This window comes from Pseudomonas sp. UBA5706 (assembly GCF_002419965.1).
Taxonomy (GTDB): Bacteria; Pseudomonadota; Gammaproteobacteria; order Pseudomonadales; family Pseudomonadaceae; genus Aquipseudomonas.
The window spans coordinates 40516-63704 of sequence record NZ_DIHC01000002.1 but is presented as its reverse complement, the minus strand read 5'-3'; the positions used below and the strand labels follow the sequence as shown (position 1 = coordinate 63704).

Annotated in this window: 21 protein-coding genes and 2 tRNA genes; 20 read left to right on the top strand and 3 right to left on the bottom strand. The window is 57.4% G+C overall.

Annotation, left to right across the window (positions count from 1 at the left end; all coding sequences use genetic code 11):
* Window position 1 precedes the first annotated feature (1 nt).
* Together B3I26_RS01530 and B3I26_RS01525 are read left to right on the top strand one after the other, a co-directional pair.
* A complete protein-coding gene (locus B3I26_RS01530; protein ID WP_296254442.1) occupies window positions 2–436 on the top strand; it encodes a type II toxin-antitoxin system RatA family toxin in 435 nt (144 codons plus the stop codon).
* A complete protein-coding gene (locus B3I26_RS01525) occupies window positions 429–749 on the top strand; it encodes an RnfH family protein (protein ID WP_296254440.1) in 321 nt (106 codons plus the stop codon). The genes B3I26_RS01530 and B3I26_RS01525 overlap by 8 nt, the downstream gene beginning before the upstream one ends.
* A gap of 88 nt (window positions 750–837) precedes the next feature.
* On the opposite strand, the gene B3I26_RS01520 is transcribed toward B3I26_RS01525, so the two are convergent.
* Window positions 838–1362: an outer membrane protein assembly factor BamE gene (locus tag B3I26_RS01520; protein ID WP_296254438.1), complete on the bottom strand. Its 525-nt coding sequence runs from the start codon at window positions 1360–1362 to the stop codon at window positions 838–840.
* Between the two features lie 98 nt (window positions 1363–1460).
* On the opposite strand from B3I26_RS01520, the gene fur reads away from it, so the two are divergent.
* Window positions 1461–1868, top strand: a complete 408-nt coding sequence (fur, locus tag B3I26_RS01515; protein ID WP_296254437.1) for a ferric iron uptake transcriptional regulator — start codon at window positions 1461–1463, stop codon at window positions 1866–1868.
* A gap of 85 nt (window positions 1869–1953) precedes the next feature.
* Here fur and recN read toward each other — a convergent pair whose 3' ends face one another.
* Window positions 1954–3630, bottom strand: a complete 1677-nt coding sequence (gene recN / locus B3I26_RS01510; RefSeq protein ID WP_296254436.1) for a DNA repair protein RecN — start codon at window positions 3628–3630, stop codon at window positions 1954–1956.
* 276 nt (window positions 3631–3906) lie between these two features.
* On the opposite strand from recN, the gene grpE reads away from it, so the two are divergent.
* From grpE to greA, 7 genes are all read left to right on the top strand, one after another.
* Window positions 3907–4473 (top strand): nucleotide exchange factor GrpE, encoded by a 567-nt coding sequence (grpE, locus tag B3I26_RS01505; RefSeq protein ID WP_296254434.1) that lies wholly within the window; start codon window positions 3907–3909, stop codon window positions 4471–4473.
* Between the two features lie 104 nt (window positions 4474–4577).
* Entirely contained in the window at window positions 4578–6497 is a 1920-nt protein-coding gene (gene dnaK, locus B3I26_RS01500; RefSeq protein ID WP_296254433.1) for a molecular chaperone DnaK, read from the top strand.
* A 337-nt stretch (window positions 6498–6834) separates the two neighbouring features.
* Window positions 6835–7962: a molecular chaperone DnaJ gene (gene dnaJ / locus B3I26_RS01495; protein WP_296254432.1), complete on the top strand. Its 1128-nt coding sequence runs from the start codon at window positions 6835–6837 to the stop codon at window positions 7960–7962.
* A gap of 9 nt (window positions 7963–7971) precedes the next feature.
* Complete coding sequence (dapB, locus tag B3I26_RS01490) at window positions 7972–8778, top strand: 4-hydroxy-tetrahydrodipicolinate reductase (RefSeq protein WP_296254431.1); 807 nt, start codon at window positions 7972–7974, stop codon at window positions 8776–8778.
* A gap of 278 nt (window positions 8779–9056) precedes the next feature.
* Window positions 9057–10193 carry a glutamine-hydrolyzing carbamoyl-phosphate synthase small subunit gene (gene carA, locus B3I26_RS01485; protein WP_296254429.1) on the top strand — a complete coding sequence of 379 codons (1137 nt, stop codon included), beginning with the start codon at window positions 9057–9059 and terminating at the stop codon, window positions 10191–10193.
* A 126-nt stretch (window positions 10194–10319) separates the two neighbouring features.
* Window positions 10320–13541, top strand: a complete 3222-nt coding sequence (carB, locus tag B3I26_RS01480) for a carbamoyl-phosphate synthase large subunit (RefSeq protein WP_296254427.1) — start codon at window positions 10320–10322, stop codon at window positions 13539–13541.
* Complete coding sequence (gene greA / locus B3I26_RS01475; protein ID WP_296254425.1) at window positions 13538–14014, top strand: transcription elongation factor GreA; 477 nt, start codon at window positions 13538–13540, stop codon at window positions 14012–14014. The genes carB and greA overlap by 4 nt, the downstream gene beginning before the upstream one ends.
* A 152-nt stretch (window positions 14015–14166) precedes the next feature.
* Here the strand turns inward: greA and yhbY are convergent, their stop codons facing one another.
* Window positions 14167–14475, bottom strand: coding sequence for a ribosome assembly RNA-binding protein YhbY (gene yhbY, locus B3I26_RS01470; RefSeq protein ID WP_296254423.1), 309 nt, complete (start codon window positions 14473–14475; stop codon window positions 14167–14169).
* Between the two features lie 102 nt (window positions 14476–14577).
* On the opposite strand from yhbY, the gene rlmE reads away from it, so the two are divergent.
* The 10 genes from rlmE to nusA all read left to right on the top strand — a co-directional run bounded on the left by rlmE (window position 14578) and on the right by nusA (window position 23177).
* Window positions 14578–15228 carry a 23S rRNA (uridine(2552)-2'-O)-methyltransferase RlmE gene (gene rlmE, locus B3I26_RS01465; RefSeq protein ID WP_110951416.1) on the top strand — a complete coding sequence of 217 codons (651 nt, stop codon included), beginning with the start codon at window positions 14578–14580 and terminating at the stop codon, window positions 15226–15228.
* Window positions 15229–15415: 187 nt separating this feature from the next.
* A complete protein-coding gene (gene ftsH / locus B3I26_RS01460; protein ID WP_296254421.1) occupies window positions 15416–17326 on the top strand; it encodes an ATP-dependent zinc metalloprotease FtsH in 1911 nt (636 codons plus the stop codon).
* Window positions 17327–17334: 8 nt separating this feature from the next.
* Window positions 17335–18186 carry a dihydropteroate synthase gene (gene folP / locus B3I26_RS01455; RefSeq protein ID WP_296254419.1) on the top strand — a complete coding sequence of 284 codons (852 nt, stop codon included), beginning with the start codon at window positions 17335–17337 and terminating at the stop codon, window positions 18184–18186.
* Between the two features lie 15 nt (window positions 18187–18201).
* The gene (gene glmM, locus B3I26_RS01450) at window positions 18202–19545 is read left to right on the top strand and encodes a phosphoglucosamine mutase (RefSeq protein ID WP_296254418.1); all 1344 of its coding nucleotides are present in this window, start codon (window positions 18202–18204) and stop codon (window positions 19543–19545) included.
* A gap of 66 nt (window positions 19546–19611) precedes the next feature.
* Window positions 19612–20367 (top strand): triose-phosphate isomerase, encoded by a 756-nt coding sequence (tpiA, locus tag B3I26_RS01445; RefSeq protein WP_296254416.1) that lies wholly within the window; start codon window positions 19612–19614, stop codon window positions 20365–20367.
* Between the two features lie 4 nt (window positions 20368–20371).
* Window positions 20372–20755 (top strand): preprotein translocase subunit SecG, encoded by a 384-nt coding sequence (gene secG, locus B3I26_RS01440; RefSeq protein ID WP_296254598.1) that lies wholly within the window; start codon window positions 20372–20374, stop codon window positions 20753–20755.
* A gap of 44 nt (window positions 20756–20799) precedes the next feature.
* A tRNA-Leu gene (locus tag B3I26_RS01435) sits at window positions 20800–20885 on the top strand.
* A gap of 97 nt (window positions 20886–20982) precedes the next feature.
* Window positions 20983–21059, top strand: a tRNA-Met gene (locus B3I26_RS01430).
* A gap of 130 nt (window positions 21060–21189) precedes the next feature.
* Window positions 21190–21648, top strand: coding sequence for a ribosome maturation factor RimP (rimP, locus tag B3I26_RS01425; RefSeq protein ID WP_296254596.1), 459 nt, complete (start codon window positions 21190–21192; stop codon window positions 21646–21648).
* A 47-nt stretch (window positions 21649–21695) separates the two neighbouring features.
* Window positions 21696–23177: a transcription termination factor NusA gene (nusA, locus tag B3I26_RS01420; RefSeq protein ID WP_296254414.1), complete on the top strand. Its 1482-nt coding sequence runs from the start codon at window positions 21696–21698 to the stop codon at window positions 23175–23177.
* Window positions 23178–23189: the final 12 nt, after the last annotated feature.

The following is a 23189-nucleotide window of genomic DNA, read 5'->3' as shown; positions in this document are numbered from 1 at the left end:
CATGACTACGCATATTCAACGTTCGGCTCTTTTGCCCTATCCCGCAAAGGCGCTGTATGACTTGGTCAACGATGTGGCTCGCTATTCGGAGTTCCTGCCCTGGTGCTCCGGCGCTACGGTGCTCGAACATAGCGACACCTCCATGCGGGCCCGGGTGGAGGTGGCCAAGGGCGGCTTAAGCCAGCATTTCGTGACCCGCAATACGCTGACGCCCGGACAGACCATTGAGATGAACCTTGAAGAGGGGCCATTCAGCCAGTTACATGGCGTGTGGACCTTCAAGGTACTGAACGAAAAGGCGTGCAAGATCAGTCTTGACCTGTCTTTCGATTATTCCGGCTCTATCGTGCGCGCCACCCTTGGACCGTTGTTCAATCAGGCGGCCAATACGTTGGTCGATGCTTTCTGTCAGCGTGCCAAAGAGTTGTATGGCTGAGCCGACAATCCACGTCGAAGTGGTGTATGCCACCGCCGAATGTCAGGAGTTGATCTCACTCCAGGTCCCTGCCGGGACGACGGCGCTTGGGGCTGTCGAGGCCTCGGGCATCGCGCAACGTGTCACAGGGCTGGATCTGGCTCGATGTTCCTTGGGTATATTTGGCAAGGCCGTGGGGATGCCTGAAGCGCGTCAGCTCCTGGAGGGTGACAGGGTGGAAATCTACCGACCCCTGCTGGTTGATCCGAAAGAGGTGCGCCGGATGCGTGCGGAGAGGGCCGCGCTTGCCAAAAAGCAGGTAAAGTCGATTTAAGTTTTGCATCGGATCGATTGAGCGAGCGTAAAAAAGCCCGGCTTTGCCGGGCTTTTTCGTGCTGCCGTTTTGAGTGCGGCGGCTTGAATCAACGTGGATCGGTATCCAATGGTTCTTGCGTCGGTACAGGAACGGTTTCGACTTTGTCGACGTCGTTCTGGATTTGCTCAAGCAGGGAGCCCGGCTTTGGCGGCTCTTCTTTCTGAGGCTGATCGCCTTTGTTTTCAGGGGTGACGGTTGTGTCGCTGCTCTTTCCGAGGATCGCCTCATCGCGGCTGACGCCCGGTTTGAAGTCCCCGGAAAGGCTAGCCAGCTGATCGTTAGCGTTGAAGGTCAGGCTGACCCGTTCCTGCTGCCGCTCCCCGCCACCGGGCTGCAGGCTGTACAGGTAGTCCCAGCGATCTGGGTGAAAAGTATCGGCTAACAAGGGGTTGCCCATGATAAACCGTACTTGCCGTCGGGTCATTCCCGGGCGCAACTGGTCTATCATGTCCTGCGTGACGACATTGCCCTGTTGGATGTCGATTTTATAAACCCCGGGGAATGAACAACCGGCGAGTGCGAGCAGTCCCACGAAGGTGAAACTGGTTAGCAAGAGCTTGGTGTTTTGCATCGGTGGGCGACTTCCACTATCTTGGCTGGGACAACGTAAACCCCGATCATACCTGCATTAAGAGAAGCTGCGAAGCAGCGTCTGCGAGAAAGCTGACCATGGTTGAAAATAGCGAACTACGCAAAGCTGGACTTAAAGTGACCCTGCCGCGGGTCAAGATCCTTCAAATGCTCGATTCTGCAGAGCAGCGCCACATGAGCGCGGAGGACGTCTACAAGGCGCTTATGGAGGCCAACGAAGACGTCGGTCTGGCGACGGTTTACCGTGTTTTGACTCAGTTCGAAGCAGCCGGGTTGGTGGTGCGCCACAACTTCGACGGCGGTCACGCCGTATTCGAACTGGCAGACGGAGGCCACCACGACCATATGGTCAACGTGGAGTCCGGTGAAGTGATCGAGTTCTTCGACGAAGAAATCGAGAAGCTGCAGAAAGCCATTGTGATCAAACACGGCTTCGAGCTGGTAGACCACAATCTGGTGCTTTACGTACGCAAGAAAAAAGCATAAGTTTTTTTCTGACACAAAGTAAAGGCGGCCCATGGGCCGCCTTTATTGTTTTCAGGATTCAGGGACGACCAAGTGAGGCGCGGCGCTAAGCCTTCGCCGCCGCCACTACCATCTTCCTCGCATGAGCCAGCGACTCCTTGGTCAGGTCGATGCCGCCGAGCATCCGCGCCACCTCTTCCACGCGCTCGCTTTTACTGAGTTTGGAAACCGCAGTGCGCGTGGCATCTTGTTCGCGAACCTTGTGCACGAACAGATGTTGATGGCCCTGCGCTGCAACCTGCGGCAAGTGGGTCACGGTCATGACCTGGCCGCGCTCGCCCAGGCGACGCAGCAACTGCCCGACGATTTCTGCGGTCGGGCCGCCGATGCCGACGTCGACTTCGTCGAACACCAGCGTTGGAATGCGAGATGTCTGCGCGGTAATCACCTGAATGGCCAGGCTGATGCGGGAAAGCTCACCTCCTGACGCGACTTTCGCCAGTGCCTTGAGCGGTTGGCCCGGGTTCGCACTGACCAATAGCTCAACCTGTTCCAGGCCGTTGGGGGAAAGCTCTTTGTCGACGTTTTCCCGCAGCTCGATGTTAAAGCGGCCGCCGGGCATGCCCAGGCGCTGGATTTCGTGCTCTACCGCATGCGCAAGTTCCGGCGCCGCCCTATGGCGCAAGTCGCTCAGTTCGCGAGCCTTTTCCTGATAGTGACGAGCGAACGCGCCCAACTCATGCTCCAAGCGTTCGATGGCTTCGTCGTTGGCGTTGAGCGTTTCGATTTCGTCGAGCAGCTTCTGATGCAGCGCGGCAACTTCGGTGGGCTGTACCCGATGTTTGCGCGCCAGTGTGTAAATGGTGTCCAGGCGTTCCTCGATCTGCTGCAGGCGCGCAGGGTCGGCCTCGAAGCGATCAAGAAAGCGGTTGATTTCACCGACGGCTTCTTCAACCTGAATCTGCGCGCTGGACAGCAGATTGGTCGCCTCATTGAGCGCATCTGGCGAGTTGTTCACGCTGGTCAGGCGATTGAGGCTAGCCGTCAGCGCATTCAGTGCGTTGCCCGAATCGCTTTCACTGCACAGTTCGACCACCTGTCGGCAAATGCCCAACAGGCTTTCGGCATTGGTCAGGGTCGTGTGTTCCTGCTCCAGTTGTTCGAGTTCATTCTCGCCCAGGCTCAGGCCTTCGAGTTCTTCGAGCTGATAACTCAGTAACTGGTGTTTGGCACGCTGTTCATCGCCAGAATTGGAAAGGCGTTCCAGTTCGTGGCGAGTCTGGCGCCAGCGTTGCGCGGCCAGATGCACTTGACGCGCAAGATCGGTAGCGCCGGCGTATTCATCCAGCAGTCGGCGATGGGTATCGGTTTTGAGCAGGGACTGGTGTTCGTGCTGGCTGTGAATATCGATCAACAGCTCGCCCAGCGCTTTGACATCACCTTGAGGGCAGGGCGTGCCATTTATATAGGAGCGAGAGCGACCCTCGGGGGTGATGACCCGACGCAGGATGCACGGCCCGTCGGTTTCCATGTCTCGTTCGCCAAGCCATGCGCGTGCTTCGGGAATATCGCCAACGTCAAACGTGGCCAGGATATCGGCCTTGTCGGCGCCCGGCCTCACAACCCCGCTGTCGGCGCGATCACCGAGCGTCAGGCCCAGAGCGTCGAGCATGATCGACTTGCCGGCACCGGTTTCCCCGGTAATGACGCTCATGCCTCGATCCAGTTCCAGATCCAGGTGTTCAACGATGGCGTAGTTGTGTATGGACAGGTGCACCAGCATAAGGGCGGCTCCCAAGCGATTTGTCTGGTTATTTATACAGTGTTTGGCTTTCGGCTGACAATGCCCTAACCCAGGTCGATTTGACGGGCGGCAAGGAATTTTTATCACCGATGCGTTGTTTTGACAGGTTCAGTTGCGCAAGGCGTCATGTCGGAAAATTTGTAGGGTTATTCGCGTTGTCCTGCAACCAATGCCCTTGAAGCGGAAAATTACGGCCCCATATAGCCGGGCAGAAGCGTGAGTTGAGCTCACGGACGTAATTGGGAGGAGAGAACTATGGCTGACGAACAGAATCCGGATACGCAGGCTCAGGATCAAGCGGCTCAGGCGGCAAGTTCCGGAGAAGATTTGGCAACTCGTGTGCAAGTGCTCGAAGAGCAACTGGCTGCCGCCCAGGATCAGTCTCTTCGTGTGGCGGCGGATCTGCAGAACATCCGCCGCCGTGCGGAGCAGGATGTGGAAAAGGCTCACAAATTCGCACTGGAGAAGTTCGCTGGCGACTTGCTGCCGATCGTCGACAGCCTGGAACGCGGCCTGGACCTGTCCAGCCCGGATGACGAAAGCATCCGGCCGATGCGCGAAGGCATCGAACTTACCCTGAAAATGTTCGGCGATACGCTTAAGCGCTATCAGTTGGAAGCCATCGACCCGCATGGCCAACCGTTCAACGCCGAGCATCACCAGGCAATGGCGATGCAGGAAAGCGCTGACGTCGAGCCTAACAGTGTGCTCAAGGTGTTTCAGAAGGGGTATCAGCTTAATGGTCGTCTGCTGCGCCCGGCCATGGTCGTGGTCAGCAAGGCACCTTCGCCTGTTGCACCGTCAATTGACGAGCAGGCTTGAAATCAGCTGAGTGGCCCCCATTTACAGGCCATGCGTTTAAAAAATTACCGCAATTTGTAAACGCAGTTGCGGCAACCTAATTCAAGTTTCGGGAGAGTCAAGACATGGGCAAGATTATCGGCATCGACCTGGGGACCACCAACTCCTGCGTTTCGGTTCTGGAAAACGGTGTTGCGAAGGTGATTGAGAACGCCGAAGGCGCGCGTACCACTCCGTCGATCATCGCTTATGCCAACGACGGCGAAACCCTCGTCGGTCAGTCGGCCAAGCGTCAGGCGGTCACCAACCCGCACAACACCCTGTATGCGGTCAAGCGCCTGATCGGCCGCAAGTTCGACGAAGAAGTCGTGCAGAAAGACATCAAGATGGTGCCTTACACCATCGCCAAGGCCGATAACGGCGACGCGTGGGTTTCAGTCAACGACAAGAAAATGTCCCCTCCTCAGATTTCCGCGGAAATCCTGAAGAAGATGAAAAAGACCGCCGAAGACTACCTCGGCGAGCCAGTGACCGAGGCGGTCATCACCGTACCGGCCTACTTCAACGACAGCCAGCGCCAGGCGACCAAGGACGCCGGACGCATCGCGGGTCTGGATGTTAAACGCATCATCAACGAACCTACCGCTGCCGCTCTGGCCTACGGTATGGACAAAGCGAAAGGCGATCACACCGTCATCGTTTATGACCTGGGTGGTGGTACGTTCGACGTTTCGGTCATCGAAATCGCTGAAGTTGACGGCGAGCACCAGTTCGAGGTGTTGGCTACCAACGGCGACACCTTCCTCGGTGGTGAGGACTTCGACATTCGTCTGATCGACTACCTCGTTGACGAATTCAAGAAAGAAAGCGGCATGAATCTCAAGGGCGACCCGCTGGCCATGCAGCGCCTGAAAGAAGCCGCCGAGAAGGCCAAGATCGAGCTGTCGTCCAGCAACTCCACCGACGTGAACCTGCCGTACATCACTGCAGATGCCACGGGTCCTAAGCACTTGAACGTGAAAATCTCCCGCGCCAAGCTCGAAGCGCTGGTAGAGGATCTGGTTCAGCGTACTATCGAGCCTTGCCGCATCGCGCTGAAAGATTCGGGTATCGACGTAGGCGCCATCAACGATGTGATCCTGGTCGGTGGTCAGACCCGTATGCCGCTGGTTCAGAAGGCGGTCACCGAATTCTTCGGTAAAGAAGCCCGCAAAGACGTCAACCCTGACGAAGCGGTCGCAATGGGCGCTGCTATTCAAGGTGCCGTACTGGCAGGTGACGTGAAAGATGTCCTGCTGCTGGACGTCAGCCCGCTGACGCTGGGTATCGAAACCATGGGCGGTGTGATGACTGCACTGATCGAGAAAAACACCACGATTCCTACCAAGAAATCGCAAGTGTTCTCGACTGCCGATGACAACCAAAGCGCAGTGACCATCCACGTTCTGCAAGGTGAGCGTAAGCAAGCCACTCAGAACAAGTCGCTGGGCAAGTTCGACTTGGCCGAGATTCCACCCGCTCCACGCGGCGTGCCTCAGATCGAAGTGACTTTTGACATCGACGCCAACGGCATTCTGCACGTCGGCGCGAAAGACAAGGCCACCGGCAAGACTCAGTCGATCGTGATCAAGGCCAACTCTGGCCTGTCGGATGAAGAAATCCAGCAGATGATCCGCGACGCGGAAGCGAACTCGGATGAAGATCGCAAGTTCGAAGAGCTGGCCTCTGCTCGTAACCAGGGTGATGCCCTGGTCCACTCGACTCGCAAAATGGTCGCTGACGCCGGCGACAAGGTCACCGCCGAAGAGAAGACTGCCATCGAAGCCGCTCTTGTTGCATTGGAAGCTGCCGTTAAAGGTGATGACAAGGCCGCCATCGACGCTAAGGTCGAGGAACTGTCGAAAGTCTCCGCCCCAGTGGCTCAGAAAATGTACGCCGAGCAAGCCGAGAAACCTGAAGGCGGTGCACAGGCTGCGCAGGAAGAAGGCAAACCAGCTGAGGATGTTGTCGATGCTGAGTTCGAAGAAGTGAAAGACCAGAAGTGATTCATCCAAAGTAAGCGCAGGCTCACTTGATCGCCAGTTGACCACTGTCGAGTGGTCACTGGTAGGATGTCGCCGCGCGGGAGCTTGCTCCCGCGTTGGTGTGTCTGGAACACAGGAATTTTTAGGGCTTGCGGCGTTACGGCGCGAACCTTGTGGCAAAGCCGGATGCTCCTGCAGCCCGGTTTGTTGTGCCGCTTTTATCGGTCGATAGAAGGCCGTTGAACCAAGACCAGGATCGTTAAATTGACGTGAGTTGGGTCCGGGCCTGAAAGGGGCTCAACGAGTTCGGCAAACTCAGGAGGGTCATGCCGAACATCCTCAAGAGTGCAGAAAACTTATGTCAAAGCGTGATTATTACGAAGTATTAGGGGTGGAGCGTGGCTCCAGCGAGGCGGACCTGAAAAAGGCGTATCGTCGTCTCGCCATGAAGTATCACCCCGACCGCAATCCGGGCGACAAAGCCTCGGAGGATGCGTTCAAGGAAGCCAACGAGGCCTACGAAGTGCTGTCTGATGCCAGCAAGCGTGCGGCCTATGACCAATACGGTCATGCCGGTGTCGATCAAGGCATGGGCGGCGGCGGTTTCGGCGGCGGCGCTAATTTCTCCGACATCTTTGGGGATGTCTTCAGTGACTTCTTCGGAGGGGCGCGTGCCGGCGGCGGTGGTCGTGGCGGCGCTCAGCGTGGCAGCGATCTGCGGTATACGCTTGAACTGAATCTTGAAGAGGCCGTGCGTGGCACCACAGTCAGCATTCGTGTGCCGACGCTGGTCAACTGCAAGCCTTGTGATGGCAGCGGTGCGAAGAAAGGCTCCTCTCCTGTCACTTGTCCGACCTGTGGTGGCATTGGCCAGGTGCGCATGCAGCAGGGTTTCTTCTCTGTCCAGCAGACGTGTCCGCGTTGCCACGGCAACGGCAAGATTATTTCCGACCCATGTGATTCCTGTCATGGCGAAGGCCGTGTCGAAGAATACAAAACCTTGTCGGTCAAGGTGCCTGCGGGTGTCGATACCGGCGACCGCATTCGTTTGTCCGGCGAAGGCGAGGCAGGCGTGCAGGGTGGTCCAACGGGCGATCTGTACGTGGTAATCAACGTGCGTGAGCACGCGATCTTCCAGCGTGACGGGAAGCACCTCTACTGCGAAGTGCCGATCAGCTTTACCGATGCCGCGTTGGGTGGCGAGCTGGAAGTGCCAACGCTGGATGGTCGCGTCAAGCTGAAAATCCCGGAAGGCACGCAAACCGGCAAGCAGTTCCGTTTGCGCGGCAAGGGTGTCGCGCCGGTGCGTGGTGGTGGTGCGGGCGATCTGATGTGCCGTGTTGCGGTGGAGACGCCGGTCAACCTGGGTCGTCGTCAGCGTGAGCTGCTTGAAGAGTTCCGTGCCTCTCTGGAAGGTGACAGCTCCCATTCGCCCAAAGCCAGCGGCTGGTTCGAAGGCGTGAAGCGCTTCTTCGGCGACCTATAGGAGCGGGGCATGCGACGTATTGCTGTAATGGGTGCTGCCGGACGCATGGGCAGGCACCTGATCGAAGCCGTTCAGGAGCGCGCACCGTTGACCGGGCTGACTGCGGCGATCGTTCGTCCGGGTAGCACGATGATCGGTGCTGACGCTGGCGAGCTGGCTTCGCTAGGGCGTATCGGCGTGCAGTTGACTGGCAATCTGGAGCAGGTCGCGGAAGAGTTCGACGTCCTGATCGATTTCACCTTGCCTGATGTAATGCTGAAAAACCTGGCGTTCTGCCGCAAATCCGGCAAGGCCATGGTGATTGGCACCACCGGCCTGACCGCCGAGCAGAAGCATCTGCTGCTTGATGCGAGCAAAGAGATTCCGATCGTCTTCGCGTCCAACTTCAGCGTCGGTGTGAATTTGTCGTTCAAGCTGCTTGAGCTGGCCGCTCGGGTGATGGGCGAAGATGCGGACATCGAGATTATCGAAGCGCATCATCGCAACAAGGTCGACGCGCCGTCGGGTACGGCGGTCAGCATGGGGGAGGTGATTGCCAGCACGCTGGGTCTTGATCTAAGTAAAGTCGCGGTCTACGGCCGTCAGGGTCATACCGGCGTGCGGGAGCGCGACACCATCGGCTTCGCCACCGTGCGCGGCGGTGACGTGGTAGGTGATCACACCGTGCTGTTCGCTGCCGAAGGTGAACGCCTGGAAATCACCCACAAGGCCTCCAGTCGAATGACGTTTGCCAAAGGTGCAGTTCGCGCAGCGCTGTGGCTCGATGGTCAGCAGGCCGGACTGTACGACATGCAGGACGTCCTGGATCTGCATTGACGCACGTTACGATACGCAACAATGCGGGTGGGATAGGCGCCTTGCCGGTATCCTTCCCGCAGTTTTACACGGCTACGCGATGCTCTGTCGCATTCTCCAGCCTTCAAGGCGTTTTAGCGGTGGATTAAAAAAGCCTTTTTCTGTAAGCTACAGCTTTAGTGTGTCCACTAAAAGCGCGCAGATAATTCGATTAAAGAAGCGGGGTGACGTGTCTATACGTCATTCCGCTTTTTTACAACCTGCGATCGCCCTTTCAGGCTTTATTACGGGAGGTCTTCTTGACTAAGCCAGCCATACTCGCCCTTGCTGATGGCAGCATTTTTCGCGGCGAAGCCATTGGAGCCGACGGTCAAACCGTTGGTGAGGTGGTGTTCAACACCGCAATGACCGGCTATCAGGAAATCCTTACCGATCCTTCCTATGCCCAGCAAATCGTCACCCTGACTTACCCTCACATCGGCAACACCGGCACCACGCCGGAGGACGCTGAGTCTGATCGCGTATGGTCGGCGGGTCTGGTGATACGCGACCTGCCATTGGTAGCGAGCAACTGGCGTAACAAGATGCCCCTGGCTGACTATTTGAAAGCCAACAAAGTCGTCGCCATCGCAGGCATCGACACCCGCCGCCTGACCCGAATTCTGCGTGAGAAGGGTGCGCAGAACGGTTGCATCATGGCCGGCGACAACATTTCCGAAGAAGCGGCGATCGCAGCAGCGCGCGGCTTCCCGGGCCTCAAGGGCATGGATCTGGCGAAAGAAGTCAGCACTAAGAAGACTTATGAGTGGCGTTCCAGTGTCTGGAGCCTGAAAACCGATAGCTGCCCTGAAATCGGGGTTGCCGACTTGCCGTACAACGTGGTGGCCTTCGACTACGGGGTGAAGACCAATATCCTGCGTATGCTGGTCGAGCGCGGCTGCCGTGTGACCGTGGTGCCTGCCCAGACCCCGGCCAGCGAAGTGCTAGCCCTCAATCCTGATGGCGTATTCCTGTCCAACGGCCCGGGTGATCCCGAGCCTTGCGATTATGCAATCCAGGCGATCAAGGACGTGCTGCAGACAGAGATTCCGGTGTTTGGCATCTGCCTGGGTCACCAACTGCTGGCACTGGCGTCTGGCGCCAAGACCGTCAAGATGGGCCATGGTCACCATGGTGCGAACCACCCGGTGCAGGATCTGGACACTGGCGTTGTCATGATCACCAGTCAGAACCACGGTTTTGCGGTAGACGAAGCCACGTTGCCGAGCAACGTGCGCGCGATCCACAAGTCGCTGTTCGACGGCACCCTGCAAGGCATCGAGCGTACTGACAAGGAAGCGTTCAGCTTCCAGGGGCACCCCGAGGCGAGCCCCGGCCCGAACGACGTAGCGCCGCTGTTTGATCGCTTCATCACAGCCATGGCCAAGCGCCGCTGAGCGGCTGACCTGAGACTGTAGCGAGGAGGTGGCTGCGATGGCCGGACCTGATCCGACAGCCTCCCAGCCCCCTCAGAGAATGTTCAAGACGGCTTGCCGACTGACACAGGATTCGAGTGACAACCCATGCCAAAACGTACAGACATTAAAAGCATCCTGATTCTTGGTGCTGGCCCGATCGTGATCGGCCAGGCCTGTGAATTCGACTACTCCGGCGCCCAGGCCTGCAAGGCCCTGCGCGAAGAGGGCTACCGTGTCATCCTGGTGAACTCCAACCCCGCCACCATCATGACCGACCCGTCCATGGCCGACGCGACCTACATCGAGCCGATCAAGTGGGCGACTGTCGCCAAGATCATAGAGAAGGAGCGCCCTGACGCACTGCTGCCGACCATGGGTGGGCAGACCGCGCTGAACTGCGCGCTGGATCTGGAGCGTGAAGGCGTTCTGGAGAAGTTCGGTGTAGAGATGATTGGCGCCAACGCCGACACCATCGACAAGGCTGAGGATCGCTCGCGCTTTGACAAAGCCATGAAGGCCATCGGCCTGGCCTGTCCGCGCTCGGGCATCGCCCACAGCATGGAGGAGGCCAATGCAGTCCTCGAAAAGCTGGGGTTCCCGTGCATCATCCGTCCGTCCTTCACCATGGGCGGCACGGGCGGCGGTATTGCCTATAACCGCGAAGAGTTCGAAGAAATCTGCGCCCGCGGCCTGGACTTGTCGCCGACCAAAGAGCTGCTGATCGATGAGTCGCTGATCGGCTGGAAAGAATACGAAATGGAAGTTGTCCGCGACAAAAAGGACAACTGCATCATCGTCTGCTCCATCGAAAACTTCGACCCGATGGGCGTGCACACCGGCGACTCGATCACCGTAGCTCCGGCGCAGACCCTGACCGACAAGGAATACCAGATCCTGCGTAACGCCTCGCTGGCGGTCCTGCGCGAAATCGGTGTCGAAACCGGTGGCTCCAACGTGCAGTTCGGTATTTGCCCGGACACCGGCCGCATGGTCGTGATCGAAATGAACCCGCGGGTTTCCCGCTCCTCGGCGCTGGCTTCCAAGGCCACCGGCTTCCCGATCGCCAAGGTCGCCGCCAAGCTGGCTGTGGGTTATACCCTGGACGAGCTGCAGAACGACATCACCGGCGGCAAAACTCCCGCCTCGTTCGAGCCTTCCATCGACTACGTAGTGACCAAGCTGCCGCGCTTTGCTTTCGAGAAATTCGCTAAGGCCGACGCCCGCCTCACCACCCAAATGAAGTCGGTTGGCGAAGTCATGGCCATCGGCCGCACGTTCCAGGAGTCCTTGCAGAAAGCCCTGCGTGGTCTGGAAGTGGGCGTCAGCGGTCTCGATCCGAAACTGGACCTGAGCAACCCTGAGAGCGCCAGCATCCTCAAGCGCGAGTTGACCGTGCCGGGCGCCGAGCGCATCTGGTACGTGGCCGACGCGTTCCGCGCGGGCATGACGGTCGAGCAGATCTTCGGCATGAACATGATCGACCCTTGGTTCCTGGTGCAGATCGAAGACCTGATCAAGGAAGAAGAGAAGGTCAAGACCCTTGGCCTGTCTGCCATCGACCGCGACCTGATGTTCCGCCTAAAGCGTAAAGGCTTCTCCGATGCGCGTCTGGCCAAGCTGCTGGGCGTCACCGAGAAAAACCTGCGCACGCATCGCCACAAGCTCGACATTTACCCGGTCTACAAGCGCGTCGACACCTGCGCCGCCGAGTTCGCCACCGACACTGCGTACATGTACTCCACGTACGAGGAAGAGTGCGAAGCCAACCCTTCGACCCGCGACAAGATCATGATTCTGGGCGGCGGTCCAAACCGCATTGGTCAGGGCATCGAGTTCGACTACTGCTGTGTACACGCGGCACTGGCGCTGCGTGACGATGGTTACGAGACCATTATGGTCAACTGCAACCCGGAAACCGTATCGACTGATTACGACACCTCCGACCGCCTGTACTTCGAACCCGTGACCCTGGAAGACGTGCTGGAAATCGTCCGCGTCGAGAAACCTAAAGGCGTGATTGTCCAGTACGGCGGCCAGACCCCGCTGAAACTGGCCCGCGCCCTGGAAGCAGCAGGAGTGCCGATCATTGGTACCAGCCCTGATGCCATCGACCGCGCCGAAGACCGTGAGCGCTTCCAGCAGATGGTCGAGCGCCTGAACCTGCGTCAGCCGCCGAACGCCACCGTGCGCAGCGAAGACGAAGCGATCCGCGCTGCAGCGAAGATTGGTTATCCGCTGGTCGTTCGCCCGTCCTACGTACTGGGCGGCCGCGCGATGGAAATCGTCTACGAGGAGGAAGAACTCAAGCGCTACCTGCGCGAAGCGGTTCAGGTGTCCAACGATAGCCCGGTGCTGCTGGATCACTTCCTGAACTGTGCCATCGAAATGGACGTGGACGCGGTCTGCGACGGCACCGATGTAGTGATCGGCGCGATCATGCAGCACATCGAGCAGGCGGGCGTTCACTCCGGTGACTCTGCGTGCTCGCTGCCGCCGTATTCGCTACCGGCACACATCCAGGACGAGATGCGTGAACAGGTCAAGAAGATGGCCCTGGAACTGGGTGTCGTTGGCCTGATGAACGTACAGCTGGCGCTTCAAGGTGAGGACATCTACGTTATTGAAGTGAACCCACGGGCTTCGCGTACCGTGCCGTTCGTCTCCAAGTGCATCGGAGTTTCCCTGGCGATGATCGCAGCTCGGGTCATGGCTGGGAAAACCCTGAAGGAACTGGGGTTTACCAAGGAAATCATCCCGAACTTCTACAGCGTTAAAGAGGCGGTATTCCCGTTCGCCAAGTTCCCGGGTGTCGATCCGATTCTCGGCCCGGAGATGAAGTCCACCGGCGAAGTCATGGGGGTCGGCGACACTTTCGGCGAAGCGTTCGCCAAGGCGCAGATGGGCGCGAGCGAAGTGCTGCCGACCGGCGGTACCGCGTTCATCAGCGTGCGTGACGACGACAAGCCGCTGGTGGCTGGCGTTGCGCGTGACCTGATCGGGCTGGGCTTTGAAATCGTTGCTACCGCAGGCACCGCTCGACTGATTGAAGATGCGGGCCTTAAGGTGCGTCGCGTGAACAAGGTAACCGAGGGTCGTCCTCACGTTGTCGACATGATCAAGAATGACGAAGTCACTCTAATCATCAATACTACCGAAGGTCGCCAATCGATCGCCGACTCCTACTCCATCCGTCGTAATGCCCTGCAGCACAAGATTTACTGCACCACTACCATTGCTGCGGGGGAGGCTATCTGTGAAGCGCTCAAGTTCGGTCCTGAAAAAACCGTACGTCGCTTGCAGGATCTACATGCAGGATTGAAAGCATGATCAAGTATCCAATGACCGTCCAGGGCGCTCGCGCTCTGGAGGAAGAACTGACCCATTTGACTAAAGTGGTTCGCCCAAAGCTGAGCCAGGACATCGGTACTGCGCGTGAATTGGGTGACCTGAAGGAAAATGCCGAATACCATGCCGCCCGCGAGCAGCAGGGGATGGTCGAGGCGCGTATTCGTGATATCGAAGGTCGCATGCAAAATGCTGTGATCATCGACGTCACAACGATTGCTCACACTGGCAAAGTCATTTTTGGCTCTACGGTGGAAATCGCCAACATCGAAACTGATGAAAGCGTGACCTATCAGATCGTTGGCGAAGACGAGGCCGACATCAAGCTGGGCAAGATCTCCGTGGGGTCGCCGATAGCACGTGCGTTGATCGCCAAGGAGGAGGGTGATGTCGTTGCAGTGAAGACGCCAAGTGGTGTGATCGAGTATGACATCGTCAAGGTCAAGCACATCTGATCACGGATGAATGCCATCCCTGCGGGGATGGTTCGCAATGCTGGGCGTGATGAGAGCGGGGTGTTTGGCCGCGTCGGATTACGCTCAGCTGCAAGCGTTGCGGCTGTGGTACCGATCAGGGCGCGAGAGTCGCGCCACTGACGGCATCTGCATTACTTGAAGCGATGTATGTTGGACAGTTGCTTGTTGGGCTGCGGATTCTTGCGGTAGATCAGCGCCATCTTGCCGATGGTCTGTACCAGTTCTGCGCGCCCCGTTTTGCACAGCTCATCGATCACGGCGCGACGATCGTCGCGGTCTTCAAGCTTGATCTGAACCTTGATCAGTTCATGATCAACCAAAGCGCGGTCCAGCTCGGCCAGTACGCCTTCGCTTAGACCTTTACCGGCAACCATCAGGACCGGCTTCAGGTCATGTCCAATGGATTTGTACTGTTTTTTCTGCTCGTTAGTGAGCGGCATAATCTGACCCTTTTCGTCTGAATCTGTAAAATTGACGGCCATTTTACCCGAGGGTCCTTGGCTCCGCCCAGTTAATCACGACGCATATCATCGAGGTGCCCCGTGGCGCAGCGTTCCAAAAGCAGCCATAACTGGCTGAGAGAACATTTCGACGACAAGTACGTCAAAATGGCACAAAAAGATGGCTACCGATCCCGTGCCAGCTACAAGCTTCTGGAGATCCAGGAGAAAGACAAAATCATTCGTCCCGGGATGACGGTCGTCGATCTTGGCGCAGCCCCAGGGGGGTGGTCGCAGGTGACCAGTCGCCTGATCGGGGGCAAGGGGCGCCTGATCGCGTCCGACATTCTGGAGATGGACAGCATCCCAGACGTGACCTTTATTCAAGGGGACTTCACCGAGGACGGCGTCTTCAAGGAAATCCTCGCAGCCATCGGCAATACACAGGTAGACCTTGTGATTTCCGATATGGCCCCCAATATGAGTGGATTGAGCGCTGTGGATATGCCCCGCGCCATGTTCCTTTGTGAGTTGGCACTTGACCTTGCGGGTCGAGTACTGCGTCCAGGTGGTGATTTCCTGATCAAGGTCTTCCAGGGTGAAGGCTTCGATGTGTACCACAAGGAGGTTCGCAAAATGTTCGACAAGGTACAGATGCGCAAGCCGCTTTCTTCCCGTGACCGCTCTCGCGAGCAGTACCTGCTAGGCCGCGGTTTCAAGGGCGGATATGAAGCCCCTAGCGATTTCGAGTAAAGGCAATAGCTTTTTTTAAATGGCTTTATTCATGAAGCGTAACGAACATCTTGTAGTCAAAGTTTCACAAAGGGTTACAGACGCCGCCTGCCACACCCGTGGGATCTGTAGTAAGTTAGGCCGGTGAATATCATGCGAGGCACGCTCCAGCGTGGAGCTTGCTTCAGAGGGTAGCTAATTGAACGATATGGCAAAGAATTTGATCCTGTGGTTGATCATCGCTGCGGTTCTCGTGACCGTGATGAACAACTTCTCCAGCCCTAACGAGCCGCAGACCCTCAACTACTCTGAGTTCATCCAGCAAGTGAAGGATGGCAAGGTCGAGAAAGTTGCCGTGGACGGTTATGTCATCACGGGCAAGCGCAGCGACGGTGACACCTTCAAAACCATTCGTCCGGCGATTCAGGACAACGGCCTGATAGGCGATCTGGTCGACAACAATGTTGTGATCGAAGGTAAGCAGCCCGAGCAGCAGAGTATCTGGACTCAACTGTTGGTCGCGAGCTTCCCGATTCTGGTCATTATTGCAGTCTTCATGTTTTTCATGCGTCAGATGCAAGGTGGCGCGGGAGGCAAGGGCGGGCCGATGAGTTTCGGCAAGAGCAAGGCGCGTCTGCTTTCCGAAGATCAGGTAAAGACGACCTTGGCTGACGTTGCAGGTTGCGATGAAGCGAAGGAAGAGGTCGGTGAGCTTGTCGAGTTCCTTCGTGATCCGGGCAAGTTCCAGCGCCTTGGCGGTCGTATCCCTCGTGGCGTACTGATGGTCGGCCCTCCCGGTACAGGTAAAACACTGCTCGCTAAGGCGATTGCAGGCGAAGCCAAAGTGCCGTTTTTCACTATTTCCGGTTCTGACTTCGTCGAAATGTTCGTGGGTGTTGGTGCAAGCCGCGTCCGCGACATGTTTGAGCAAGCCAAGAAGCACGCACCATGCATCATCTTCATCGACGAGATCGATGCCGTCGGTCGCCATCGTGGCGCCGGCATGGGTGGTGGCCATGACGAACGCGAGCAGACTCTCAACCAGTTACTGGTAGAGATGGACGGTTTTGAAATGAACGACGGCATCATCGTGATCGCCGCAACGAACCGCCCGGATGTTCTGGACCCTGCGCTGTTGCGTCCAGGTCGTTTTGACCGTCAGGTCGTGGTCGGCCTGCCAGACATTCGCGGTCGTGAACAGATTTTGAAAGTACACATGCGCAAAGTGCCGATGGGTGACGACGTCAATGCCGGTGTCATCGCTCGGGGCACTCCTGGATTCTCCGGTGCTGATCTGGCCAACCTGGTCAACGAGGCATCGCTGTTCGCTGCTCGTGTGGGCAAGCGCATTGTCGAAATGAAGGAATTCGAGCTCGCCAAAGACAAGATCATGATGGGTGCCGAGCGCAAATCCATGGTCATGTCGGAGAAAGAGAAGCAGAACACTGCTTATCACGAGGCGGGGCATGCCATTGTCGGTCGCGTGGTCCCTGAGCACGACCCGGTTTACAAGGTTTCGATCATTCCTCGTGGCCGTGCCTTGGGCGTCACCATGTTTCTTCCCGAGGAAGATCGCTACAGCCTCTCCAAGCGCGCGTTGATCAGTCAGATCTGCTCGCTTTATGGTGGGCGCATCGCTGAGGAGATGACGCTGGGCTTTGACGGTGTCACCACTGGCGCTTCTAACGACATCATGCGGGCCAGCCAGATTGCCCGGAACATGGTTACCAAGTGGGGCCTGTCCGAGAAGCTCGGCCCGCTGATGTATTCCGAAGATGAAGAGGGCGGTTATCTTGGGCGCGGAGGTGGTGGCCAGAATGCCAGTTTGTCGGCCGATACCGCTCGCCTGATCGATTCGGAGGTCCGCAGCATCATTGATCAATGTTATGGCACCGCGAAGCAGATCCTTACAGACAATCGCGACAAGCTTGATGCTATGGCGGACGCGTTGATGAAGTACGAGACCATTGATGCTGAGCAGATCGATGACATCATGGCAGGACGCACCCCTCGTGAGCCGCGCGACTGGGAAGGTGGTTCCGGTACATCTGGAACGCCAACCGCCCCGGTAGGCCCGCGCCCGGAAACACCGATTGGCGGTCCCGCTGCTGAACACTAAGGCCTGACATGACTTCTGCGCTGTACCCAACCCGGTTGCCTTGCGGCAACCGGGTTCTTGATTTATCCCGGACTCATGTCATGGGAATTCTCAATATCACACCTGATTCTTTTTCCGATGGAGGTCGTTTTGCTCAGCGCGACCTTGCCCTGCGTCATGCCGAATTAATGGTAGCGGCGGGGGCAACACTGATTGACGTCGGCGGCGAGTCCACCCGTCCTGGTGCTCGCGGTGTGTCCCCAGTCGAAGAGCTGGAGCGTGTTGCGCCCATCGTTGAGGCGATTAGTCGCGAGCTGGACGTGGTCATCTCAGTGGACACCTCAACACCTGCGGTCATTCACGAAACGGCCCGGCTCGGTGCAGGGTTGATCAATGACGTGCGTTCACTGCGGCGTGAGGGTGCTCTGGATGCGGCCGTAGCGACGGGATTGCCGGTGTGCCTGATGCACATGCGCGGTGAGCCCACTGACATGCAGCAGGATCCCTGTTATGACAATCTGCTGGGTGAGGTTACGTCTTTCCTCCGTGATCGGATGGACGCTTGCATCACTGCCGGTATCGCCGCGGAAAAAATCGTCCTTGACCCAGGCTACGGTTTTGCCAAGACGCTGGATCACAACTTGAGCCTGTTCAAGCATATGGAGGCACTGCATGTTCTGGGCCGGCCATTGCTGGTCGGTGTGTCGCGCAAGAGCATGATCGGCAAGGTACTCGGCAAGCCAGTCGACCAGCGTCTTTATGGAGCACTGGCCTTGGCTGCGATGGCGATGATTCAAGGTGCAAGAATTTTACGCGTGCACGATGTTGCGGAAACTGTCGACGTAGTGCGGATGATTGCCGCCGTCGAATCGGCAAAATAGAAGGTTGGAGTATCCATGACCAAGAAAAAGTATTTCGGAACCGATGGCATTCGCGGTCGTGTAGGTCAATTCCCCATCACTCCCGACTTTATGCTCAAGCTTGGCTGGGCAGCGGGGATGGCGTTTCGCAAAATGGGCGCATGCCGGATACTGGTCGGCAAGGATACGCGTATTTCGGGATACATGTTCGAATCGGCGCTGGAGGCTGGCCTGTCCGCTGCCGGTGCCGACGTGATGCTACTTGGCCCGATGCCGACACCGGCAATTGCCTATCTGACCCGCACATTTCACGCTGAAGCGGGCATCGTCATCAGTGCCTCGCACAATCCGCATCACGATAACGGTATTAAGTTCTTCTCGGGCCAAGGCACTAAGCTGCCAGACGAGATCGAGATGATGATCGAGGAGCTGCTGGATACCCCGATGACGGTTGTCGAGTCAGAGCAGTTGGGCAAGGTTTCGCGGATCAACGACGCGGCTGGCCGTTATATCGAATTTTGCAAAAGCAGCGTGCCAACCAGCACCGACTTTGCCGGGCTCAAGCTGGTAGTCGATTGCGCGCATGGTGCGACCTACAAGGTAGCGCCTAACGTGTTCCGGGAGTTGGGTGCCAAAGTCACGGTGCTTTCCGCTGCACCTAATGGCCTGAACATTAATGACGATTGCGGTTCGACCCATATGGGTAATCTGCAGGCGACGGTCCTGGCCGAGAAGGCCGATCTGGGCATCGGCTTTGATGGCGATGGCGATCGCGTGTTGATGGTCGACCACACAGGCGCAGCCGTCGATGGTGACGAGTTGCTCTATATCATCGCTCGTGACCTTCACGAGCGCGGGCGCCTGCAGGGCGGGGTTGTAGGCACTCTGATGAGCAACCTAGGCCTGGAGCTGGCACTGGCGGACCTGAATATCCCGTTCGTGCGGGCCAATGTCGGCGACCGCTATGTCATTGCAGAGCTTCTGGAGCGCAACTGGCAGGTAGGCGGCGAAAACTCCGGTCATGTCGTTTGCTTCCAGCACACCACCACGGGCGACGCCATCATTGCCGCGTTGCAAGTGCTGCTGGCGCTCAAGCGCACCGGGCAGAGCCTGGCAGAGTCTCGCCAAGGCCTGAAAAAATGCCCTCAGGTATTAGTCAACGTGCGCTTTGAGGGCGGCGGTGTCGATCCGGTCCAGCACCCTGCGGTGAAGGAGGCCTGTGATCGCGTAACGGCCGCCATGGCGGGTCGTGGTCGTGTGTTGTTGCGCAAGTCCGGCACAGAGCCATTGGTACGCGTCATGGTCGAAGGTGAGGACGAAACTCAGGTCGTCGGCTATGCCGATGAACTGGCAAAGCTGGTCGCGCAAGTTTGCGCCTGATTTCGGCTTGCCAGTGTTGAAACTGTTGGGTAACATCTGCGCCCACTTTGACCGACGAGGTACAGCATGCGTCGCCCTATGGTAGCTGGTAACTGGAAAATGCACGGTACCTGCGCCAGCGTCGCTGAGCTGGTCGAGGGCCTTGCGAACATGGTACTCCCGAGCACGGTTGATGTAGCGGTGTTCCCGGCGAGCATTCATATCGGTTTCGTGGTTGATTGCCTTGAAGGGCATTCGATTTCCGTTGGTGGGCAGAACAGTGCACACGAAGCGGGGCAGGGCGCGCTGACAGGTGAAATATCACCGACCCAGTTGGCGGATGCGGGCTGCAAGCTGGTACTTGTGGGTCACTCCGAGCGTCGTCAGATAATGGGCGAGAGCAACAAGGTCCTGAGTCGTAAGTTTGCGGCAGCACAGGAAAGCGGACTTATCCCGGTGCTGTGCATCGGTGAAACGCTTGAGCAGCGCCAGGCCGGTAAAACGCTTGAAGTGGTCGGGCAACAGCTCGATAGCATCATCGAAGAGCTGGGAATCGATGCTTTTGTGAACGCGGTAATTGCTTACGAGCCGGTCTGGGCCATTGGCACCGGGCTGACAGCCTCGCCTGAACAGGCGCAGGACGTGCACGCAGCCATTCGTGCGCAGTTGGCGAAAGAGAATTCTGAGGTCGCGCAAGGTGTGCGGCTTCTATATGGCGGCAGCGTGAAGGCGGCCAATGCGGTCGAACTGTTCAGCATGCCGGATATCGATGGGGGGCTCATTGGTGGAGCTTCCCTGAATGCAGATGAGTTCGGTGCGATCATTCGCGCCGCGGGAAACTGAAAAAATGCTGGAAACAGTCGTAGTCGTTCTTCATCTGCTGGGTGCGCTGGGCGTTGTCGCTCTGGTATTGCTGCAGCAGGGTAAAGGTGCGGACGCTGGCGCGTCGTTCGGAGCAGGTGCATCAAATACTGTCTTCGGAGGCCAAGGTTCCTCTACCTTTCTTAGTAAGTTTACTGCTATACTTGCCGCCTGTTTCTTCATAACCAGCTTGGGGTTAGGTTACTTTGCTAAAGAGAAAGCTCATCAGCTGACTCAAGTAGGTTTGCCAGATCCAGCAGTGTTGGAAGTGAAGCAAAAGCCGGCTGCAGATGATGTACCGGTCCTGGAAGGGCAACAGAAACCCGTCGCTGCTCCAGCTGACGTGCCTGCCGCTCCAGAGCAGAAATAACACAGGATTCGCAGCTGATGTTGGGGCTGCAAAAAAGTTGTAATGCCGAGGTGGTGGAATTGGTAGACACGCAACCTTGAGGTGGTTGTGCCCATAGGGTGTAGGGGTTCGAGTCCCCTTCTCGGTACCAATTAACAAGTCAGCCCGCAGTAGCGGGCTTTCTTGTAGGTGGATGTGTCGGATTGACCCAAATCGGGATCGGTCGTATACTTCCGCCCCAGCTTTGTCGCGGGGTGGAGCAGTCTGGTAGCTCGTCGGGCTCATAACCCGAAGGTCGTTGGTTCAAATCCAGCCCCCGCAACCAGTTTTAGCGGAGCCCCTTTTCAGGGGCTTTTTGTTAGCTGGACACTTTATTACGCCGCTGTTTGACGGCGTTTTTCATGATGGGCGCTTTGCCCATTTTTTATTTGCACAGCATGCACGAGGGGGTTCAGGTGTCGAGCAAGCTAGAACAGTTGCAGGCCTTGCTGGCCCCGGTGGTCGTGGCCCTTGGCTATGAATGCTGGGGTATCGAGTTTTCGGCCCAGGGTCGTCACTCAATGTTGCGCGTTTATATTGATAAAGAGGGCGGTGTGCTGGTGGACGATTGTGCCATCGTTAGCCGTCAGATCAGCGGTGTTCTGGACGTAGAAGATCCCATCAGCTCCGAATATACGCTCGAAGTTTCTTCTCCTGGCATGGAACGCCCACTGTTCACGATCGAGCAGTTTGCACACTTTGCCGGGGAACAAGTGAAGATAAAGCTGCGTTCGCCCTTCGAGGGTCGACGTAACTTTCAAGGCCTTCTCCGCGGGGTGGAGGAGCAGGACGTCGTGGTGCAAGTAGATGATCACGAATACCTGTTGCCGATCGATCAGATCGACAAAGCCAACATTATTCCCACGTTTGACTGAGACGCGGATCCCGCGGATCCAATGGCTTGCGAAAGGCGAGGCGTACGATGAGCAAAGAAGTACTGCTGGTTGTTGAGTCGGTATCCAATGAAAAAGGCGTACCGGCCGGTGTGATTTTTGAAGCGCTTGAAATAGCTCTGGCCACGGCCACCAAGAAGCGTTTTGAAGACGAAGTTGATCTGCGTGTGGAAATCAATCGCCACACAGGTGCCTACGAGACTTTCCGTCGCTGGACAGTCGTTGAAGAAGACGATCTTGATGATCCGGCCATCGAAACCTGGCCAACCAAGGTTGCCCAGACTCATCCGGGCGCCAATGTGGGCGATGTCGTAGAAGAAAAGATCGAATCCATCGAGTTCGGCCGCATCGCTGCCCAGACTGCCAAGCAAGTCATAGTGCAGAAAGTTCGCGAAGCCGAGCGCGCTCAAGTCGTAGACGCTTATCGTGAGCGTCTGGGCGAAATCATTTCCGGTACTGTTAAAAAAGTTACGCGTGACAATGTCATCGTCGACTTGGGTAACAATGCCGAGGCTTTGCTGGCGCGTGAAGACATCATCTCCCGGGAAACTTTCCGTGTAGGTGTCCGCGTTCGTGCACTGCTCAAAGAGATCCGCACTGAAAACCGCGGCCCTCAGCTGATTCTGTCGCGTACTGCGCCGGAAATGCTGATCGAGCTGTTCCGGATTGAAGTTCCGGAAATTGCCGAAGGTCTCATCGAGGTGATGGCTGCCTCTCGTGATCCTGGTTCGCGCGCAAAAATCGCAGTTCGCTCCAAGGACAAACGCATTGACCCGCAAGGCGCTTGCATCGGCATGCGCGGTTCGCGTGTCCAGGCTGTTTCCGGCGAGTTGGGCGGCGAGCGTGTGGATATCGTGTTGTGGGACGACAACCCCGCACAGTTCGTCATCAACGCCATGTCGCCTGCCGAAGTGGCAGCGATCATCGTTGATGAGGACGCCCACGCCATGGATATCGCTGTAGGCGCAGACAACCTGGCCCAGGCGATTGGCCGCGGTGGTCAGAACGTGCGTCTGGCGAGTCAGTTGACTGGCTGGACCTTGAACGTAATGACCGAATCGGACATCCAGGCCAAGCAGCAAGCGGAAACCGGTGACATCCTGCGCAACTTCATTGACGAGCTGGAAGTCGACGAAGAACTTGCTCAGGTACTGGTAGACGAAGGCTTCACCAGCCTGGAAGAGATTGCCTACGTACCGTTGGAAGAAATGCTCAACATCGACGGCTTTGACGAAGATATCGTCAACGAGCTTCGTGCTCGCGCCAAGGATCGTTTGTTGACCAAAGCCATCGCTACTGAGGAAAAGCTGGCAGACGCCCATCCGGCCGAAGACCTGCTCTCGCTTGAGGGTATGGACAAGGATTTGGCGATGGAACTGGCGGTGCGCGGCGTAATTACCCGCGAAGACCTGGCCGAGCAGTCTATTGACGATCTGCTCGACATCGACGGCATTGACGATGATCGTGCCGGCAAGTTGATCATGGCCGCCCGAGCCCATTGGTTCGAGTAAGTAGATGCGGCC

Bases quoted from the DNA above. Each gene is read 5' to 3' on its own strand.
- B3I26_RS01525 (WP_296254440.1), top strand. From the start codon at position 429: ATGGCTGAGCCGACAATCCACGTCGAAGTGGTGTATGCCACCGCCGAA.
- carB (WP_296254427.1), top strand. From the start codon at position 10,320: ATGCCAAAACGTACAGACATTAAAAGCATCCTGATTCTTGGTGCTGGC.
- greA (WP_296254425.1), top strand. From the start codon at position 13,538: ATGATCAAGTATCCAATGACCGTCCAGGGCGCTCGCGCTCTGGAGGAA.
- fur (WP_296254437.1), top strand. From the start codon at position 1,461: ATGGTTGAAAATAGCGAACTACGCAAAGCTGGACTTAAAGTGACCCTG.
- dnaJ (WP_296254432.1), top strand. From the start codon at position 6,835: ATGTCAAAGCGTGATTATTACGAAGTATTAGGGGTGGAGCGTGGCTCC.
- ftsH (WP_296254421.1), top strand. From the start codon at position 15,416: ATGGCAAAGAATTTGATCCTGTGGTTGATCATCGCTGCGGTTCTCGTG.
- dnaK (WP_296254433.1), top strand. From the start codon at position 4,578: ATGGGCAAGATTATCGGCATCGACCTGGGGACCACCAACTCCTGCGTT.
- recN (WP_296254436.1), bottom strand. From the start codon at position 3,630: ATGCTGGTGCACCTGTCCATACACAACTACGCCATCGTTGAACACCTG.
- nusA (WP_296254414.1), top strand. From the start codon at position 21,696: ATGAGCAAAGAAGTACTGCTGGTTGTTGAGTCGGTATCCAATGAAAAA.
- dapB (WP_296254431.1), top strand. From the start codon at position 7,972: ATGCGACGTATTGCTGTAATGGGTGCTGCCGGACGCATGGGCAGGCAC.
- tpiA (WP_296254416.1), top strand. From the start codon at position 19,612: ATGCGTCGCCCTATGGTAGCTGGTAACTGGAAAATGCACGGTACCTGC.
- yhbY (WP_296254423.1), bottom strand. From the start codon at position 14,475: ATGCCGCTCACTAACGAGCAGAAAAAACAGTACAAATCCATTGGACAT.
- glmM (WP_296254418.1), top strand. From the start codon at position 18,202: ATGACCAAGAAAAAGTATTTCGGAACCGATGGCATTCGCGGTCGTGTA.
- folP (WP_296254419.1), top strand. From the start codon at position 17,335: ATGACTTCTGCGCTGTACCCAACCCGGTTGCCTTGCGGCAACCGGGTT.
- B3I26_RS01530 (WP_296254442.1), top strand. From the start codon at position 2: ATGACTACGCATATTCAACGTTCGGCTCTTTTGCCCTATCCCGCAAAG.
- B3I26_RS01520 (WP_296254438.1), bottom strand. From the start codon at position 1,362: ATGCAAAACACCAAGCTCTTGCTAACCAGTTTCACCTTCGTGGGACTG.
- secG (WP_296254598.1), top strand. From the start codon at position 20,372: ATGCTGGAAACAGTCGTAGTCGTTCTTCATCTGCTGGGTGCGCTGGGC.
- grpE (WP_296254434.1), top strand. From the start codon at position 3,907: ATGGCTGACGAACAGAATCCGGATACGCAGGCTCAGGATCAAGCGGCT.